Here is a 17,882-nt window from a genome sequence, read left to right as displayed (position 1 = left end):
GTATGTTAAGATTAGATCTTCAGTTTTTCGCATCTAAGAAAGGTGTAGGTAGTACAAAGAACGGTCGTGACTCTCAGTCAAAACGTCTTGGTGCTAAACGCGCAGATGGTCAAACGGTTTCAGGTGGTTCAATTCTTTACCGTCAACGCGGTACAAAAATTTATCCAGGTGTTAACGTTGGTCGTGGTGGCGATGACACTTTATACGCGAAAGTTGACGGCGTAGTACGCTTTGAGCGTCTTGGCCGTGACCGCAAACAAGTGAGCGTATATCCTGTTGCTCAAGAAGCATAAGAACTCACGGAAAACTCTAACCTGAGTGCAGGTTAGAGTTTTTCTATATTAAGGGGTATCTAAATGAATGAAAAATGGACAATTATAGATGCATTGCGCCATTCAAGACATGATTGGCTCAATCGTATGCAGATGGTGAAAGGAAACCTTTCCCTTGGAAAAGTGGAAGAAATTCATAGTCTCATCGATCGTTTTGTCCAAGAAGCGAGACAAGAATCCAATCTGATGGGGCTATCAATGCCTTTATTTTCAGAGTGGATTTTAACATATAATTGGAAACAGCAGCCGTGCTTATTGGAGTACGAAGTATTAGGGAAATTACATAACTTATCTCACTTAGATGAGACTGTGTGTACATGGACGAATCAATTTTTCTCGATGCTTCAGCATAGTTTAGACGTATATGTTGAAAATTATGTTTGTATCACAATTGAATGTGACGCGGATAATGCTCGTTTCTTTTTTGATTTTCGTGGTAAGCTAACGAGTGTAGAAGAACTACAGAATTGGCTTGCGACCCAAAACAATAAATGGTATTCCATTTCTTATACAGTGCGAGACGAAGAAGTCTCAGTTATATTACAACCAATTGAAAAAGTGTGGTGAAATAATGTTTGTAGATCAGGTCAAGATATATGTAAAAGGCGGCGACGGTGGTAACGGTATGGTTGCGTATCGTCGTGAGAAGTATGTTCCTAAAGGTGGCCCAGCAGGTGGCGACGGCGGTAAAGGTGCAGATGTTGTTTTCGTAGTTGAGGAAGGCTTACGTACATTAATGGACTTCCGCTACCAACGTCATTTCAAAGCTGATCGCGGTCAGCACGGAATGAGTAAAGGTCAGCACGGACGTAAATCTGAAGATTTAATCGTAAAGGTTCCACCAGGAACAATAGTAAAAGATGAAAAAACTGGTCAAATTCTTGCCGATTTAGTAACGCATGAACAAACTGCTGTAATCGCAAGGGGTGGCCGTGGTGGCCGTGGTAACTCACGTTTCGCAACAGCTACGAACCCAGCACCAGAAATCGCTGAGAACGGAGAACCAGGTCAAGAACGTGATGTCATTCTAGAACTTAAAGTACTAGCAGATGTTGGACTTGTTGGATTCCCAAGTGTAGGTAAATCTACATTATTATCTGTTGTATCATCAGCACGTCCGAAAATTGCAGAGTATCACTTTACAACAATCGTTCCGAATCTTGGTGTTGTTGAAACTGGTGATAACCGCAGCTTCGTGATGGCTGACCTTCCTGGACTAATTGAAGGCGCACATGCTGGCGTTGGACTTGGACACCAATTCTTACGTCATATCGAGCGTACACGTGTAATTGTACATGTTATTGATATGTCTGGTTTAGAAGGCCGTGAGCCATATGAAGATTATGTTACAATTAATAATGAATTAAAAGAATACAATATGCGTTTAACAGAGCGTCCGCAAGTTGTTGTAGCAAACAAAATGGATATGCCAGATGCAGAAGAGAACTTACAAGCATTTAAAGAGAAAGTGGGAGACGAAGTAAAAATCTTCCCAATTTCAGCTGTAACGAAACAAGGTGTTCGTGATTTACTATTTGAAGTAGCGAACTTATTAGAAACAACACCAGAATTCCCAATGTACGATGTTGTCGAAGAGTCTGAAGCAAGTGTAATGTATAAATTTGATGCTGAAAGTCTTAAATTTGAAATTACACGTGAAAGTGACGGCACATTTGTTATTTCTGGTTACGATATCGAGAAGACATTCAAAATGACAGACTTCTCACGTGATGAATCTATACGTCGTTTCGCTCGCCAAATGCGCGGAATGGGTATTGATGAAGCGCTTCGTGCACGTGGTGCAAAAGACGGAGATATTGTAAAAATTCTTGAATATGAATTTGAATTTATCGATTAAGACTGCCGAAATATGGCAGTCTTTTTTTTATCCCACTATTTGCCCGTAGAACCTCCACTGATTAAAGTATCACTTTATATTGCAATAGTTAGATTATTATAGGGAAAAATCCTCACTAATTAAATTTTCAATTTATAATGGAAAAAGGAGTAAATGTAGAAGAATTCTTTTATGGGGAGAAAAAGAACATGTATAAAATATTAATTGTAGAAGATGATGAGAAAATTGCGGGAATATTAGAGGAGCATTTAGAAAGGTATGGCTATCAATCATTTAGAGCAAGTGATTTACGTCATATAAAAGATGAGTTTGTAAAAATAAATCCTCATCTTGTGTTACTTGATATTAACTTACCGTACTTTGACGGTTTTTATTGGTGTCGTCAAATTCGTACTGTATCGAATGCGCCGATTATTTTTGTTTCTGCAAGAACAGGGGAAATGGATCAAGTGATGGCGATTGAAAATGGCGGCGATGATTATATTACGAAGCCATTCCATTTAGATATCGTAATGGCAAAGGTGAAGAGTGCGCTTCGCCGTGGCTATGGAGAGTATGCCTCTGCTGCTGAGAGTGATTGTTTAGGTGTAAATGGACTGTTGTTATTCCCGTCCCAGCATATCGTTGAGTGGCAGGGACAACAAACTGAACTGACAAAAAATGAGTTTTACTTATTAGAGTGTTTAATGAAACAGGTGAATCAATATGTAACGCGTGAAGAACTGTTAGAAGCTCTATGGGATGAAGTAGCATTTGTGGATGATAATACATTAACCGTAAATGTAAAACGTGTAAGGAAGAAACTAGAAGAGCTAGGCATTAAAAATGCAATTGTAACGAAACGTGGATATGGTTATGCGCTTCTTACGGAGTGGGGCGAAGGGCATGAAGGTTAAAAATTACCTCGTGGATCGCTTTCCTTTAATTCTTTCTTATATTGTTAGCCTTTGTTTATTTGGGCTCGTTTTGCAGTTGCAAAGTCTTTTAGAAAAGAAATCCATTGATTGGAGTACGTGGTTATATGGACTTTTATTAGGAACAGTTGTGTTTACTGTATACCTCATTTACGATTATCGAAAACGGAGTGTGTTTTTAAAGAGGATCGAAAAGTACGTTACTGGCGGAAATACATTACATGACTCTTTACTTATTGATGAATCTTATACATCAGAGCAAGAAATGGTCGTTGAATCTTTTACGTTATTAAGACAGCAATATATGAATGAAATTCATAAACAGCATGCGAAAGAGCAACAGCAAATGATATTTATGAACCAATGGATTCACCAAATGAAAACACCAGTATCTGTTATTGAATTATTGTTGCAGAAGTTTGGCAAAGAGCATCGTGAGGCAAGAGTAACAGTTGAAAGTATCCGTGAAGAAAATAACCGTATACTAAATGGGTTAGATTTAGCGTTACATATGGCAAGACTAGAGCAGTTTGCGAAAGATTATAAGGTAGAAGTAGTAAATGTTATAGATATCGTGCGAGGTATTATTAATGAAAACCGAAAATCCTTCATTCAATCGTCTGTATTCCCGAAAGTGATGTTTGAAGAAGATACTTGTATGGTTGCATCTGATAGAAAATGGCTGGGCATTGCTATAGGTCAAATTGTTGTAAACGCAATCAAGTATACCAAAATTTCAGCGGTAGAGAAAAAAGAAATTCAATTTCAAATTGAAGAGAAAGATCAAAAGGTGTTATTACATATTAAGGACAATGGAATTGGTATTCCAGAGCAAGACGTAAAGCGCATATTTGACCCATTCTTTACGGGAATAAATGGACGTAAAACGAGAGAAGCGACTGGGATGGGCTTATATATTACGAAGGAAATTTGCGATAATTTACATCATGGAATGTATGTTCAATCGGCTGAAGGAGAAGGGACAACATTCACGTTCCAATTTGCAAAAGATGAAGAATATCATACATTGATGAGAAAAATGACAAAACTGTAAGATAACAAAACGTTTTGTAAGGGAAATCACTCGTTTCTTTTTCTTATTTTTCTTATAGTAAATGTAAGAAGAAAACACATAGGGGGATTAGAAATGAGTGTTCTTGAAGTAAAAGGATTAACGAAGGTGTACCAATCAAAAGGTTCAGTAGCGACGACTGCTTTAAACGATATAAATTTTAAAATAGAAGAAGGCGAATTTGTAGGGATTATGGGTCCTTCAGGAAGCGGGAAAACGACGCTTTTAAATTTATTAGCAACAATTGATAAGCAAACTTCAGGTCATGTACTTGTAAATGGTGAAGAAATTAATCAAATGCGTGCTGCCAAATTAGCGGAGTTTCGCCGTACACATTTAGGGTTCATCTTCCAAGATTTTAACTTACTTGATACGTTATCTATTAAAGAAAACATTATTTTACCACTTGTAATGGCGAAGAAATCTGTAAATGAAATCGATGCGAAAGTACTGGAAATTGCGAAGTTTTTAAACATCGAAGAAATTTTAAATAAAAAAGTATACGAAGTATCAGGCGGACAACAACAACGCGCAGCAGCAGCGAGAGCAATCATTCATGAACCGACGTTAATTTTAGCAGATGAGCCAACTGGAAACTTAGACTCAAAGTCAGCGAAATCGCTAATGGGCGCTCTGCAAGATTTACACGAGCAAAAGAAAGTAACGATTGCAATGGTTACGCACGATCCAGTAGCGGCTAGTTATTGTGAACGTATCCTTTTCATACGCGATGGAGAAATTTTCTCGGAAATACATAAAGGAAGAACGAAACAAGCCTTTTTCCAAGAAATTCTGGACGTACTTGCGATGCTAGGAGGAGAATATCATGAACTTTCGCCAGCTCGCGCTTAATAACGTAAAAGGAAATTGGCGTAACTATAAAGCGTTTCTTATAAGTAGTTGTTTATCGATTGTCGTATTTTTCATGTATGCTTCTTTTATTTATCATCCAGATGTCGTAAGCGGTAATATTAGTATGAGAACGATGATCACAAAAGGATTAGAATCGATGAATTATATTGTGGTCATCTTCTCGGCACTCTTTATTTTATATGCAAATTCAACGTTTTTACGAGCAAGAAAAAAAGAGTTTGGTCTACTAACATTAATAGGCGGAACGAAATCGCAGCTCGGCCGAATGATTATATTAGAGCAACTGATGTTAGGTAGTATTGCAATTGTAGTTGGTATTGGGGTTGGAATGCTTTGTTCAAAATTATTTTTCCAAGCGTTAAGCGTATTATTGAAAATAGATAAGACACTTCCACTCGTTTGGAATAGTAAAGCAGTTTTTATTACAGCTGGTGTATACTTTATTTTATTTTTAATCCTATCATTGTTTAGTGTTTGGACAGTAGGACGCTTGCAAATTATTGATTTATTAAGAGAAGCAAGAAAGCAAAAAGTAGAGCCGTTTGCATTTACATGGTTAAGTGTAGTTGGTATAGGATGTATCATTGCTGCATATGTACTTAGCTTCCAAGTAACGTTCCTGAATTTCCTCATTCTATTTTTACCGGTTGTAGGACTGACAATTGGCGGAACGTATTTACTATTTACACAAGGAAGTACAGTTGTATTAAAAGCATTACAAAAACGAAAACAATCTTTTTATACGTATCCAAATATGTTCGTCCTTAGTAACCTTATTTATAAAATGAAAGATAATGCTCGTTTTTTATTTGTAATTTCTATTATTACGGCGATTGTATCCTCGGCAGTTGGCACGCTTTACGTATATTTTGAAAATTTGAGTGCGAAAACGGTAGAACTTACACCACATGCTATCTCATATGAGGAAAAGGGGTTAAATACATATAGCCTTATTAATGAAGAAAAGGTACAGGAGCTTGTGAAGAGACACGGGTTTGAAGATGCACGAAAAGTAACCTACGTTAAACTACCAGCAACACAGAAAATAACGTTGTTTAATAGTGAACATGAAGTACCGATGACGATTATTTCAGAAAAAGAATATAATGCGGAAGTGCGTAAACAAAAGAGAGAGCAACCTTCAGAAATTTATAATGCAATGGGTAGTGCAACGATGGTTATGGTTGATATGTCAAATGAACTGATGAAGATAGACCGTACGAAACCGTATGAATTTACAATTAACGGACAAAAGCAGTCTGTTCAATTAAATGCCCCAACGCAGTATTCTGTTTTTAATGATAGTGAATATCTCGTTGTAAATGATCAAGATTTTGAGAAATATGCAAAACTCGTACCAGATGAAGAAAAGACGAAATATTACGGTTATTATATTGAGGATTGGAAAAGTACAGAAGATCTTGTATTAGATTTGAAAAATGAAATTGCACCAGAAAAGCAAGGAGAATTGAGAAATTCAGTGTTTGCGTATAAGGATATAAGAGAAGGTGGAGCAATTACAATGTTCATCGGTTTCTTCGTAGCGGTACTGTTCTTCTTCTTCGCTTGTAGTATGACATACTTTAAATGGTTTAACGATAAAGAACAAGATCGTATTCAATTTAAATCGTTAAAGAGAATCGGTATGACAGATAAAGAAATTCGCAAAATTGCGATCCGACAAATGGGAGTTATCTTCTTTATCCCAATTTTAATCGGTTCCATTCATAGTGGATTTGCTCTTCATACGTTAGGGAAAATGCTTTATATTGATTTGTGGAAATCAGGTGCGCTTGTAATTGGAGCATACATTTTAGCTTCTGCTATTTACTTTGTGATCGCGCAAAGAGGATATTTAAAACACGTAAAAAGCTAGGGGAACCTCTAGCTTTTTGCCTATGTAGTAAGTTACAGGAGGACGATAGATGAACATTCGGCAACTAGCGCTGCAAAATATAAAAGGAAATTGGCGTAATTATAAAGTGTTTTTCTTAAGTAGTTGTTTTGCAATATTTGCTTCTTACGCATATATGTCTGTCATTGTGCATCCGTATATGCAAGAGACGATGTGGTATCAAAACGTACGCTGGGGACTTATCATATGTAATGTTATAATCATTTCTTTTTTCGTCATATTTATTTTGTACTCTACTTCTATTTTCATAGAAGCACGTAAGAAAGAATTAGGGTTATATATGTTAATGGGAGCAACAAAGTCTAACGTAATAGGAGTGATTATGACCGAGCAAATTTTAATTGGGGTCTTCGCGAATATTTTCGGTATTGGGCTTGGTATGATATTTTTAAAACTCTTTTTTATGGTATTTAGTATGTTACTGGGGCTTCCGAAAGAACTGCCTGTCATATTTGACGTAAGGGCGATTGGTGTAACATTTATTACATATATAGTCGTTTTTATTCTATTATCTTTTATAAGTGCTTTACGTATATGGAATATAAAAATCATTCGGTTATTGAAAGAATTTCGAACAGATAAAAAAGAGAAGAAAACATCAAAGTGGCTCTGTTTATTCGGTTTTGCTTGTTTAGTGGGCGGGTATGCGTTGGCGCTACAAGTGACGATGGCTACGATAGCGATATACTTTTTCCCTGTGTCTATACTTGTCTTTTTTGGAACGTACTTTTCTTTCGCGCATGGTGCTACCCAAGTGTTAGAAATGATAAAGCGAAATAAAAAGATTATGTATACATATCCGTATTTATTTATAGTGAATCAATTGTCACATCGAATGAAGGAAAATGGTCGCTTTTTCTTTCTGATGTCTATGGCAACGACGTTTGTAGTTACAGCAACAGGTACGGTGTTCTTATATTTTTCTAGCATGCAAGATATGTGGCGAACTGGAGGGATACACTCGTTTTCGTACATAGAAAAAGGTATTTCTACTCATGAAGTCTTTGAGGAAGGTGCGGTTGAAAAATTACTGCATCAATATGAGTATGATGATTTTCAATATATGAGTTTTATTGGAGTGTATGCATCCTTTCAGTCTAATAAGGGAGAAACAACAATAGTACCGCTTATAAAAGAAAGTGAATATAACCAAGAAGCGAGGAAACAAAAACAGAAAACGTATCGTCCTAAAAAAGGTACAGTGACACTCGTTTATTATAATAAATACAATAATTCGAATGTATATAATCAAAAAGAGATTCAATTGCAAGTAATGAATCAACCATATCAATTCGTATTTAACGGTCAGAAAGAAGGTGTTCAATTTAACCATCATCCTTCGTACATTAATGGTCTGTTCTTCGTTATGAATGATGAAGATTTTGACAGTATAGCAAATCAGGTTCCTGATTCTGAAAAAATGATATATAGAGGCTACACATTACCAAATATCGAAAAGACGAAGAAATTAAATGAAGATTTACGGAAACATATGAAACAAGATAATAATGCATTTCGAAGCAATATGGAGTTATATGTAAATATGAAAGAAGGCGGCGATATTACTCTATTTGTAGGCTCATTTATTAGTATATTATTTTTTCTTACTTCATGTAGTATCGTGTATTTTAAATGGTTCCATAATATTGCATCGGACCGAAAGCAGTATGGTGCACTCTCTAAACTTGGAATGACGAAGGAAGAAGTATGGAAAATTTCTCTTTGGCAATTATGTATGCTATTTTTTGCGCCAATTATAGTAGGGAGTATGCATAGTGCAGTTGCGTTATATACGTTTCATAATACGCTTTTTATGGATGGATCATTAAGAAAAGTAGGTTTGTTCATTCTGTTTTATATCGCAGCATGTATCATTTATTTCTTCTTCGCTCAAAGAGAATATAAGAAACATTTAGACTAGCGAAAGCCAATATTTTTTTAATATTCGAAATTTACATAGAAGAATATAAAAAAGTATGGTATAACAGTAAGAAAACGAAAAAGAGGGGAAAAGACGATGATTCGAGTAGGATATTTAGGACCAGAAGCAACATTTACAAATATGGCGGTGAGTCGTTTTTTTCCAGAAGCAGAGCATGTACCGTATCGAACGATTCCAGATTGTATAGATGCAGCTGCAAATGAAAATGTAGACTTCGCAGTTGTACCGTTAGAAAATGCAATAGAAGGTTCAGTGAATATAACGGTTGATTATCTTGTACATGAGCAGCCGCTTTCCATTGTAGGAGAAATTACAGTACCAATTCAGCAGCATTTACTTGTACATCCGCAGTATGCAGAAGTGTGGGATGAAGTATATGCGGTGCATTCTCATCCGCATGCCATTGCACAGTGCCATAAATTTTTAAATGAAGAATTAAAAGGAGTAACTGTTCGAGATATGACATCCACAAGTGCCGCTGCGCAATATGTGAAAGAACATCCTGAAGAGAAAATTGCCGCTATTGCAAATGAAGCAGCTGCAGAAAAATATGGATTAACAATTGTGAGGCGTAGCATTCATACGCATAAAAATAATCACACACGTTTCCTAGTACTCCATAAGAAAAAGAAAGCAGTACTCCCGAATAACGGAGAGAACCGCGGAGAGAAAACGACGCTTATGATAACGTTACCTGCAGATTATGCAGGTGCCCTATATCAAGTGTTATCAGCTTTCGCATGGAGAAAATTAAACTTATCAAAAATCGAATCGCGTCCGATGAAAACAGGTCTTGGAAATTACTTTTTCTTAATCGATGTCGATAAAGCATATGATGACGTATTATTGCCAGGCGTAACGATGGAACTTGAAGCACTCGGTTTTTCTGTTACTGTGCTGGGGAGTTATTCTTCTTATTGGTTGTAAAGGGAGCTGTTGTTAAACTTGTTTGAAATGAAAAGTTGTTTATCGGTTTGAGGCAGAGTAAGCTATCGATTCTATTGGAGTAAGTGATGTAATTAAGCTAGCAAAATAAAGAAGCCGTCCTAAAAGATATTTTAGGACGGCTTTCTGTTAGGAATAGGTCACTCTTTTGTCGTGTTTTTAGTACGCATCATTACAACTATTATAATAATAGGATTCATCATTGTTCGAATTACTGCAGCAAATACAATTCGTTTGTTGTATTAATAGATTAAGTGTAGATGGAGCTACAGTATCTGAGAAAGTAATACTCAAAACATCTTCTACTAAAAATGTTTTAATATCTCCTGGTGTTAAGGTAAATGTAAGTGGAGAGCGATGGTTTAATCTTGCAATTGTTAATCTAATCGTTGTTGCAAATGCAGGACTGAAACTAAATTTAATAAGTGTCTTATTATGATTTTTAGTGAAGTTTTCAAATACAGTTCGAGGAATTCCAGTTGTTATATCAAGATCTTGAGGGGTATCTTCCGTACCGAAAATAGTATAGTTCTGTATAAAACAGTTAGTTGAATCTGAATTTGAAGAATTACATGGATGATCATTTTTCTTATAATATTTTTTTCCATTTTTTAAGAAGTAATCTGCCATAACTAATCACTCCCTTCATATATAAGGGTTAAAGGTTGTCCATATATAATATGAAATATATTTTTATATGTTTGGACGTGAAGGAAGAGAAAATAAAAATACTCCCATTAGATAAACAGATTTTTATTTTTTATCTGTCTACCTAATGGGGAGCATATCAGAACTCAATACTGTTTTACCTGGTGGGATTCTTTATTTTAACTTCACAAGACGCTCTTCTAACTGACCACGCCAAATATCAGCTAGTTCTGGAACAGCAAGAATTTTTTCTATGCCATCTTTATCTTTTCTATTATGAAAATAGATTTCGTTAGAGAACAACACAGAAATATTGCTCGGTTGACGTTCTAGTAATGTAATTTTAGAATCTTTACGTACAGTACCTTCTTGAAGAACACGGCATAGGTAGCCAGTAAATCCAGTTGCTACAATGCGCGGCAAAATGCCAGGAATACCGAGGCGTTTTGAAATAGTGCTACAAGGTACTCTTGCTTGTGTCACTTGAATGATTGCTTCACCTAGTTGATATGTATCTCCGATGCAAACATCACGCTCTAACATATTTGTTACGGTAATGTTTTCGCCAAATGTGGAAGCTGGAAGCGTAGTTTGAAATTCCTCTTCCCATAGTGCGTAATGCTCGTGTGGGTATACACAAACAGCTCGATCAGGACCGCCATGATGTTTTAAATCTGCTACGTCATCGCCGAGGAATCCATCTTTTGAGAGGAAAGCTTCTTCTGTAAGTTCCTTACATATACCAGTAATCATTTCTTTATCTTCGCTATATTTCATTTGTTTCGGTTTGCCAATGCTAAAGTGAACGAGTTTAATTCCCATAAGTGATCTCCTTTACGATTGATTACAATATTATAGCATTAAAAAAGCACAGAGAATTATAAAAACTCTGTGCTTTACATTAATAAACGAGAAATCCTGCTTTATCCAGTGCCTTGCAAGCAGCATCTAACTTTTCTTTAGAATCGGCCTCAATTGTATGTAAGTGAATACCATCTGTTAGTTGCGAAAGGTAAGAAGCATTTGTGTTTTCTATTTTTTGTAAATATTGTTCTACATCAAAGCGATTACTTACCATAATAGATGCTGTTAAATCGCCGTATACAGGATGCTCAACTTTTACGTCTTTAATCGTAACACCGTGATCAACAAGCATTGTAAGTTCTTGACGTACTTCTGCTGGTTTGTGCTGGCATACGATTACGCGTTCAAAAGCTTGTTGTTTCTCTTGTGGCTTTAAATATAAATAGCCTTGAGCAGTCGCAATAATTGGTTCGTTTCGTGCTTTAAGTAAGGAAATATCTTGCACGATAACTTGCCTACTTACGTTTGTCTTCTTCGATAGTTCATTTCCAGATAACGGCTCATTTGCAGCGAGAAGCCACTGGAGGATAAGCTGTCGTCTTTCTTCACCTAAAATCTTTTTTTGTTCATTTTGTTTCATTATGATTTAACACCTCTATAAAATTGATTTCCAATTGTGTGTAGTGCATGAATAGTAGTATCAATTTGATCTTTCGTTGTTTGTTGTCCGAAAGAGAAGCGGACATATTGTTTGACCTCTTCATACGTTTTTCCAATTGCAAGCATGGTTTTCGAAGGTTCTTGTTTACCGACTTGGCAAGCACTTCCGGTGGAAATGGCAATACCATGACGATTACATTCTAGCATAGTATATTGACCTTCTATTCCTTTTATTGTAACCCCAACAATATGTGGTAAACAAGAAGTAGAATGACCTTCTACTTCAATTTCTAGCGGAAGTGTTTGTATTTGCTCTAAAAAGTAGGATCGTAACTCTTTAAAACGTAAACTTTCTTCCCATTGAGTTTTTAATATATTTTCAGCAGCTGTTAAAAAAGATGCGATGCCGGGAACGTTAACTGTACCTGGGCGAAATCCTTTTTCGTGAGAAGTTCCTGGAAATACTTGTTCCCAGCGAGATTGCGGATTTATGTAGCAAGCGCCGACACCTTTTGGTCCGTATATTTTATGTGCTGAAACAGAAAGACTATCAATCCCCATCTCAAAAACATGGATAGGCAGTTTACCAAACGTTTGCACACAATCCGTATGAAATAAAACATTATATTTTTTCAAAATTGCCCCGATTTCTGTAATGTTTTGAACGGTTCCGATTTCAGAGTTTCCATGCTGTATACTTGCTAGCACAGTATCTTCTGTAATAGATGCCTCTAAATCTACTAAACAAATGAGTCCGCTTTTATCAACAGGAATTTCAGTGATCGTATAGCCTTTTGATTTTAGAGATTGAAAATAACTTCGAATGGATGCATGTTCCATAGGTGTCGTAATAATATGCTTCTTATTTCGGGCATTTAGAAGTGATTGGATCGCAAGATAGTTTGATTCTGAGCCACCGCTTGTGAAGAATACTCCTTGTTCTTTTCCACCAATCATTTCCGCGAATGTTTTTCGGCAAACTTGTAATAAAGAAGAAGCCGTTCCTCCAATGTCATGTAAACTTTGTTCATTTCCGAAGTATTGAGAAGCTGCTTTCATATATGTTTGTAACGCTTCCTCGCTCATAGGTGTAGTAGCTGCATAGTCAAGATATATCATCATGTAAGTTCCTCTCTCTAGTAAGAGTTACATTTCTTTTACTTTTTAAATGGTAGTGAAAATAAGAATTATAAAAAAACTCTTGTCATTATTTTAAAACTATGTAAATATAGGTGTCAAGACAGTTGAAAAGTGTAAAGTAGGAGGCAACAATTATGCCAAGTGCAGATGTCTTAATTATTGGAAGTGGCGTTGCGGCACTTCGTGTTGCAAAAGAGATTTGTCACGAAAAGAATGTGATTATTATCACAAAGGAGACGAAACGTAATAATAATACACATTTAGCTCAAGGTGGAATTGCCGCAGCGGTAGCTACATATGACAATCCTAATGATCATTTTGAAGATACGTTAGTAGCAGGGTGTCATTATAATAATGAAGAAGTGGTCCGTTATTTAGTCGAGGAAGGGCCGAAAGAAATTAATAATCTTATTGAAAGAGGAATGAAATTTGATGGAGATGAAACAGGTCCTCATCTTGGAAAAGAAGGAGCGCATCGAAAACGTCGTATTTTACATGCAGGTGGCGATGCAACAGGAAAGAATTTATTAGAGCATCTTATTCAAGAAGTAGCTCCATACGTTACGGTAGTGGAACAGGAAATGGTGCTCGATTTTATTATAGAAAAAGATAAATGTGTTGGGGCTTTAACTCGTAACAATAAAGGAGAACTGAAACGTTACAATGCAGATTATACGGTGTTAGCTTCAGGCGGTATTGGCGGTTTATACGCCTTTACTTCTAATGATGAGACAATTACAGGCGATGGACTTGCAATGGTGTACCGTGCAGGCGGAGAGCTTGTAGATTTAGAGTTTATACAATTTCATCCGACGATGTTATACGCGGGTGGGCGTTGTTCCGGCCTCGTGTCCGAAGCTGTTCGCGGAGAAGGAGCTGTCCTTATAAATGGAAAAGGGCAGCGTTTTATGATGGATATACATTCCGAACAGGATCTAGCGCCTCGTGATGTAGTCGCAAGGGCTATTCATGAACAGCTACTTGCGGGTGAAAAAGTGTACTTAAACATCGGAATGATTCAAAACTTTGAACAACGCTTTCCGACCGTGTCATCGATATGTAAAACAAATGGAGTCGATATAAATAAAAAACTTATTCCAGTCGTGCCCGGTACTCATTTTCACATGGGCGGCGTGAAAACGAACTGTGATGGAGAGACGTCTATTCCGAACCTATACGCAGTCGGTGAAGTAGCTTGTAATGGGGTTCATGGTGCAAATAGATTAGCGAGTAATTCATTATTAGAAGGTCTTGTGTTTGGAAAAAGAATCGGACGACACATTTTATCTAGAGAGACAAAAGAAAAGGTGAGCATGCTAGCCGAAAAGGAAGCGAAGTTTATCGTTCTGAATCATTTACCGACGAAAGAAGAAATACAAAAATGCATGATGAAATATGTTGGGATTGTGCGAACAGAGCAAAGTTTATCTTATGCGAAGAGATGGCTTAGTAAGTACGGTGTTCGAAATATGATATTACAACATGATGTTCTTACGAATGAAGAGATAACACTTATTAATATGTTAACGGTTTGTGAGCTTATAGTTGTGTCAGCTCTGCAAAGAGAAGAAAGTATTGGTGGGCATTACCGGAGTGATTATCCAGATAGAAATGTAGGAAAGAAAGAGATTGTTCGAGTAAAGAGAAAACTACAACTTGTGTGATGAGGGGAAGAGGGGCTTTATGAACACGATAAAAGTGAAAGAAGCATTAAATCGATTTTTTTTAGAAGATATAGGAGAAAGAGATGTAACATCTCAGCTTATTTTTCCAGATAACTTGCTTTCAAAAGGAACGTTTCTTTCGAAGGATACAGGGGTCTTTGCAGGACGTTTAGTAATTGAATCGGGATTTAAATTAATTGATGAGAGAATTGAAGTAGAGCTTCATAAAAAAGATGGGGATCTTGTAGAAAAAGGCGAAATCATTGCAACTGTGCAAGGTCCAATTGCATCGTTATTAACAGCAGAGCGCGTTATATTAAATGTTATCCAGCGTATGAGCGGAATAGCGACGATGACGCGTAAAGCGGTTCTTGCTTTAGATAGCAGCCATACACGTATTTGTGATACGCGAAAAACAATGCCGGGGCTACGTATGTTTGATAAGTATGCAGTCGTGTGCGGAGGAGGATTTAATCACCGTTTCGGTTTATATGATGGTGTCATGATCAAAGACAATCATATTGCCTTTGCTGGTTCTATTACGAAAGCTGTTACATCGCTGAAAGAAAAATTAGGACATATGGTGAAAGTAGAAGTGGAAACAGAAACGGAGGAGCAAGTGAGAGAGGCTGTAGCGGCTGGAGCGGATATTATTATGTTTGATAACCGTACGCCAGATGAGATTAGAGAGTTTTCAAAGATTGTACCAAGTGCCATCGTTACGGAAGCATCAGGAGGCATTACAATTGAAGATTTATCGAAATACGGAAAAACAGGGGTAGATTATATTTCACTTGGAGCGTTAACACATTCAGTGAAAGCACTTGATATTAGTTTCAATATTGAAGGATAAGGAAAGTGGCTTAGAGGGGGGAGAAAGGAATATGAGTATTTTAGAAAAAGTGCAACCAATTGAAACGATGTTACCGGAGCGTTATCACAAGATGTCAAAAGAAGATATGGAAAAGCGTGTTCATGAAATTAAAGAAAAAATGGGAAAAATGTTATTCATTCCAGGACATCATTACCAAAAAGATGAAGTGGTACAATTTTCAGATGCAGCAGGGGATTCACTTCAGCTTGCGCAAGTTGCAGCGAGCAATAAAGACGCAAAGTATATTGTGTTTTGCGGGGTGCACTTTATGGCGGAAACAGCAGATATGTTAACGACAGATGATCAAATCGTTATTTTGCCAGATATGCGTGCAGGATGTTCGATGGCAGATATGGCAGATATTGAACAAACAGAAAGAGCGTGGAAAGAGCTCACGAAATTATTTGGAGATACGATGATTCCGTTAACGTATGTGAACTCTACAGCTGCAATTAAAGCGTTTTGTGGTCGTAACGGAGGAGCAACAGTAACTTCTTCTAATGCAAAGCAAATGGTATCTTGGGCGTTTACTCAAAAAGAACGTCTCGTCTTTTTACCGGATCAACATTTAGGAAGAAATACAGCGTACGACTTAGGTATCCCGTTAGATAAAATGGCAGTATGGGATCCGCATACTGATTCTTTAGAGTACGATGGAGATATAGAAGAAATTCAAGTGATTTTATGGAAAGGTCATTGTTCAGTTCATCAAAACTTTACAGTGAAAAACATAGAGAATGTACGAAAAAATCATCCGGATATGAATATTATTGTACATCCAGAATGTTGCTATGAAGTTGTAGCTGCTTCAGATTATGCAGGGTCAACGAAATATATTATTGATATGATTGAATCAGCGCCATCTGGTAGCAAATGGGCGATTGGTACAGAAATGAATTTAGTGAATCGAATTATTCAGCAACATCCAGATAAAGAAATTGTTTCGCTTAATCCATTTATGTGTCCATGTTTAACGATGAACCGAATTGATCTGCCTCACTTATTATGGGCACTTGAAACGATAGAAAGAGGAGAAGAAATTAACGTTATTAGTGTAGATAAACAAGTAACCGCAGAAGCGGTTCTTGCATTAAATCGTATGTTAGAGCGTGTGTAAAGCAACGGTATTCCCGTTGCTTTTTTTCATGCACATAATCATAACGAGAACGAAATGGGCATACATTGTTGTGAAGAAATCATTGCGATTTTTTTATGCTTATTCCACTTCAAATGATATTGAAAATCGAAGAAGTGATGAAAGTGAAAAGAAGTTAACGTTATTTAGAAAGAGTTACTTCATGAGATTTGTTACTTATAGATAAGTTATACAGGAGGGGGAAAATTTGAAAATTCATATCGTGCAAAAAGGGGATACCCTTTGGAAAATTGCGAAAAAGTACGGAGTGGATTTTGATACGCTGAAACAAACAAATACACAACTTAGTAATCCTGATCTAATCATGCCAGGTATGAAAATTAAAGTGCCATCAAAGAGTGTTCATATGAAACAACAGGCTGGAGCAGGCTCAGCGCCTCCAAAGCAATACGTAAAAGAAGTGCAGCAAAAAGAATTTGCAGCAACACCAACTCCGCTTGGAATAGAAGATGAAGAAGAAGTTACGTATCAATCAGCACCAATTACACAGCAGCCAGCTATGCAACAAACACAAAAAGAAGTGCAAGTAAAACCGCAGAAGGAGATGCAAGTAAAGCCGCAAAAAGAAGTACAGGTGAAACCACAGAAGGAGATGCAGGTAAAGCCGCAAAAAGAGGTGCAAAAAGAACAGCCAATTCAAAAAGAAAAACCAGTTGAAAAACCGTCTGTTATTCAAAAACCACCTGTGATAGAAAAACAAAAACCGGCGGAAAAAGAAAACACGAAGTTTTCGGTAAATGTATTACCGCAGCCGCCACAACCACCAATAAAACCAAAAAAAGAATATAAAATTTCAGATGTAATAAAAAAAGGAAGCGAGTTAATTGCTCCTCAAATTAGTAAAATGAAACCTAACAATATCATTTCTCCGCAAACGAAAAAAAACAATATAGTATCGCCGCAAGTGAAGAAGGAGAATGTAGGGAATATAATATCGCCGCAAGTGAAGAAAGAGAATGTAGGGAATATAATATCGCCGCAAGTGAAAAAAGAAAATGTAGGGAATATAGTGTCACCACAAGTGAAGAAAGAGAATGTAGGGAATATAGTGTCACCACAAGTGAAGAAAGAAAACGTAGGGCATA

16 protein-coding genes and 1 pseudogene are annotated in these 17,882 nt (G+C 36.8%); 13 read left to right on the top strand and 4 right to left on the bottom strand.

Annotation, left to right across the window (positions count from 1 at the left end; all coding sequences use genetic code 11):
* The first annotated feature begins 2 nt into the window (after nt 1-2).
* The 9 genes from rpmA (at nt 3) to pheA (ending at nt 9,833) form a co-directional block, all read left to right on the top strand.
* Nucleotides 3-293, top strand: a complete 291-nt coding sequence (gene rpmA / locus DN403_RS13045) for a 50S ribosomal protein L27 (RefSeq protein WP_000944957.1) — start codon at nt 3-5, stop codon at nt 291-293.
* Between the two features lie 63 nt (nt 294-356).
* Entirely contained in the window at nt 357-899 is a 543-nt protein-coding gene (locus tag DN403_RS13040) for a sporulation initiation phosphotransferase B (protein WP_001003585.1), read from the top strand.
* 4 nt (nt 900-903) lie between these two features.
* On the top strand, nt 904-2,190 hold the full coding sequence (gene obgE, locus DN403_RS13035) for a GTPase ObgE (protein ID WP_000497121.1): 1,287 nt from the start codon (nt 904-906) through the stop codon (nt 2,188-2,190).
* 188 nt (nt 2,191-2,378) lie between these two features.
* On the top strand, nt 2,379-3,086 hold the full coding sequence (locus DN403_RS13030; protein ID WP_002082113.1) for a response regulator transcription factor: 708 nt from the start codon (nt 2,379-2,381) through the stop codon (nt 3,084-3,086).
* A complete protein-coding gene (locus tag DN403_RS13025; RefSeq protein WP_000865416.1) occupies nt 3,076-4,158 on the top strand; it encodes a HAMP domain-containing histidine kinase in 1,083 nt (360 codons plus the stop codon). Before DN403_RS13030 ends, DN403_RS13025 begins: the two co-directional genes overlap by 11 nt.
* Nucleotides 4,159-4,251: 93 nt before the next feature.
* Entirely contained in the window at nt 4,252-5,028 is a 777-nt protein-coding gene (locus DN403_RS13020) for an ABC transporter ATP-binding protein (RefSeq protein ID WP_000114529.1), read from the top strand.
* Complete coding sequence (locus DN403_RS13015; protein ID WP_001011431.1) at nt 5,003-6,925, top strand: ABC transporter permease; 1,923 nt, start codon at nt 5,003-5,005, stop codon at nt 6,923-6,925. The genes DN403_RS13020 and DN403_RS13015 overlap by 26 nt, the downstream gene beginning before the upstream one ends.
* A gap of 49 nt (nt 6,926-6,974) precedes the next feature.
* Nucleotides 6,975-8,885 (top strand): ABC transporter permease, encoded by a 1,911-nt coding sequence (locus DN403_RS13010; protein WP_149185529.1) that lies wholly within the window; start codon nt 6,975-6,977, stop codon nt 8,883-8,885.
* 96 nt (nt 8,886-8,981) lie between these two features.
* A complete protein-coding gene (pheA, locus tag DN403_RS13005) occupies nt 8,982-9,833 on the top strand; it encodes a prephenate dehydratase (RefSeq protein ID WP_000621701.1) in 852 nt (283 codons plus the stop codon).
* Nucleotides 9,834-10,010: 177 nt separating this feature from the next.
* Here pheA and DN403_RS13000 read toward each other — a convergent pair whose 3' ends face one another.
* The 4 genes from DN403_RS13000 to DN403_RS12985 form a co-directional block, all read right to left on the bottom strand.
* Nucleotides 10,011-10,481 (bottom strand): hypothetical protein, encoded by a 471-nt coding sequence (locus DN403_RS13000; protein ID WP_000796367.1) that lies wholly within the window; start codon nt 10,479-10,481, stop codon nt 10,011-10,013.
* Nucleotides 10,482-10,673: 192 nt separating this feature from the next.
* Nucleotides 10,674-11,321, bottom strand: coding sequence for an MOSC domain-containing protein (locus DN403_RS12995; RefSeq protein ID WP_000511662.1), 648 nt, complete (start codon nt 11,319-11,321; stop codon nt 10,674-10,676).
* A gap of 79 nt (nt 11,322-11,400) precedes the next feature.
* The gene (locus DN403_RS12990) at nt 11,401-11,943 is read right to left on the bottom strand and encodes a transcription repressor NadR (RefSeq protein WP_000812273.1); all 543 of its coding nucleotides are present in this window, start codon (nt 11,941-11,943) and stop codon (nt 11,401-11,403) included.
* Nucleotides 11,943-13,085 (bottom strand): IscS subfamily cysteine desulfurase, encoded by a 1,143-nt coding sequence (locus DN403_RS12985; protein WP_149185528.1) that lies wholly within the window; start codon nt 13,083-13,085, stop codon nt 11,943-11,945. The genes DN403_RS12990 and DN403_RS12985 overlap by 1 nt, the downstream gene beginning before the upstream one ends.
* A 152-nt stretch (nt 13,086-13,237) precedes the next feature.
* Here DN403_RS12985 and nadB point away from each other — a divergent pair, with 152 nt between their 5' ends.
* The 4 genes and pseudogenes from nadB to exsA all read left to right on the top strand — a co-directional run.
* Nucleotides 13,238-14,767, top strand: a complete 1,530-nt coding sequence (nadB, locus tag DN403_RS12980) for an L-aspartate oxidase (protein WP_016098985.1) — start codon at nt 13,238-13,240, stop codon at nt 14,765-14,767.
* A 19-nt stretch (nt 14,768-14,786) separates the two neighbouring features.
* Nucleotides 14,787-15,620 carry a carboxylating nicotinate-nucleotide diphosphorylase gene (nadC, locus tag DN403_RS12975; protein ID WP_001092241.1) on the top strand — a complete coding sequence of 278 codons (834 nt, stop codon included), beginning with the start codon at nt 14,787-14,789 and terminating at the stop codon, nt 15,618-15,620.
* Nucleotides 15,621-15,651: 31 nt separating this feature from the next.
* Entirely contained in the window at nt 15,652-16,758 is a 1,107-nt protein-coding gene (gene nadA / locus DN403_RS12970) for a quinolinate synthase NadA (RefSeq protein ID WP_000025283.1), read from the top strand.
* 226 nt (nt 16,759-16,984) lie between these two features.
* A pseudogene (gene exsA, locus DN403_RS12965) lies at nt 16,985-17,882 on the top strand (spore coat assembly protein ExsA); the annotation flags it as partial.

Origin of the sequence: Bacillus sp. AY2-1 (assembly GCF_008368965.1) — a bacterium.
GTDB lineage: Bacteria > Bacillota > Bacilli > Bacillales > Bacillaceae_G > Bacillus_A > Bacillus_A thuringiensis_S.
The sequence above is the reverse complement of the archived record's forward strand: the minus strand, read 5'-3'. Positions and strand labels throughout refer to the sequence as shown.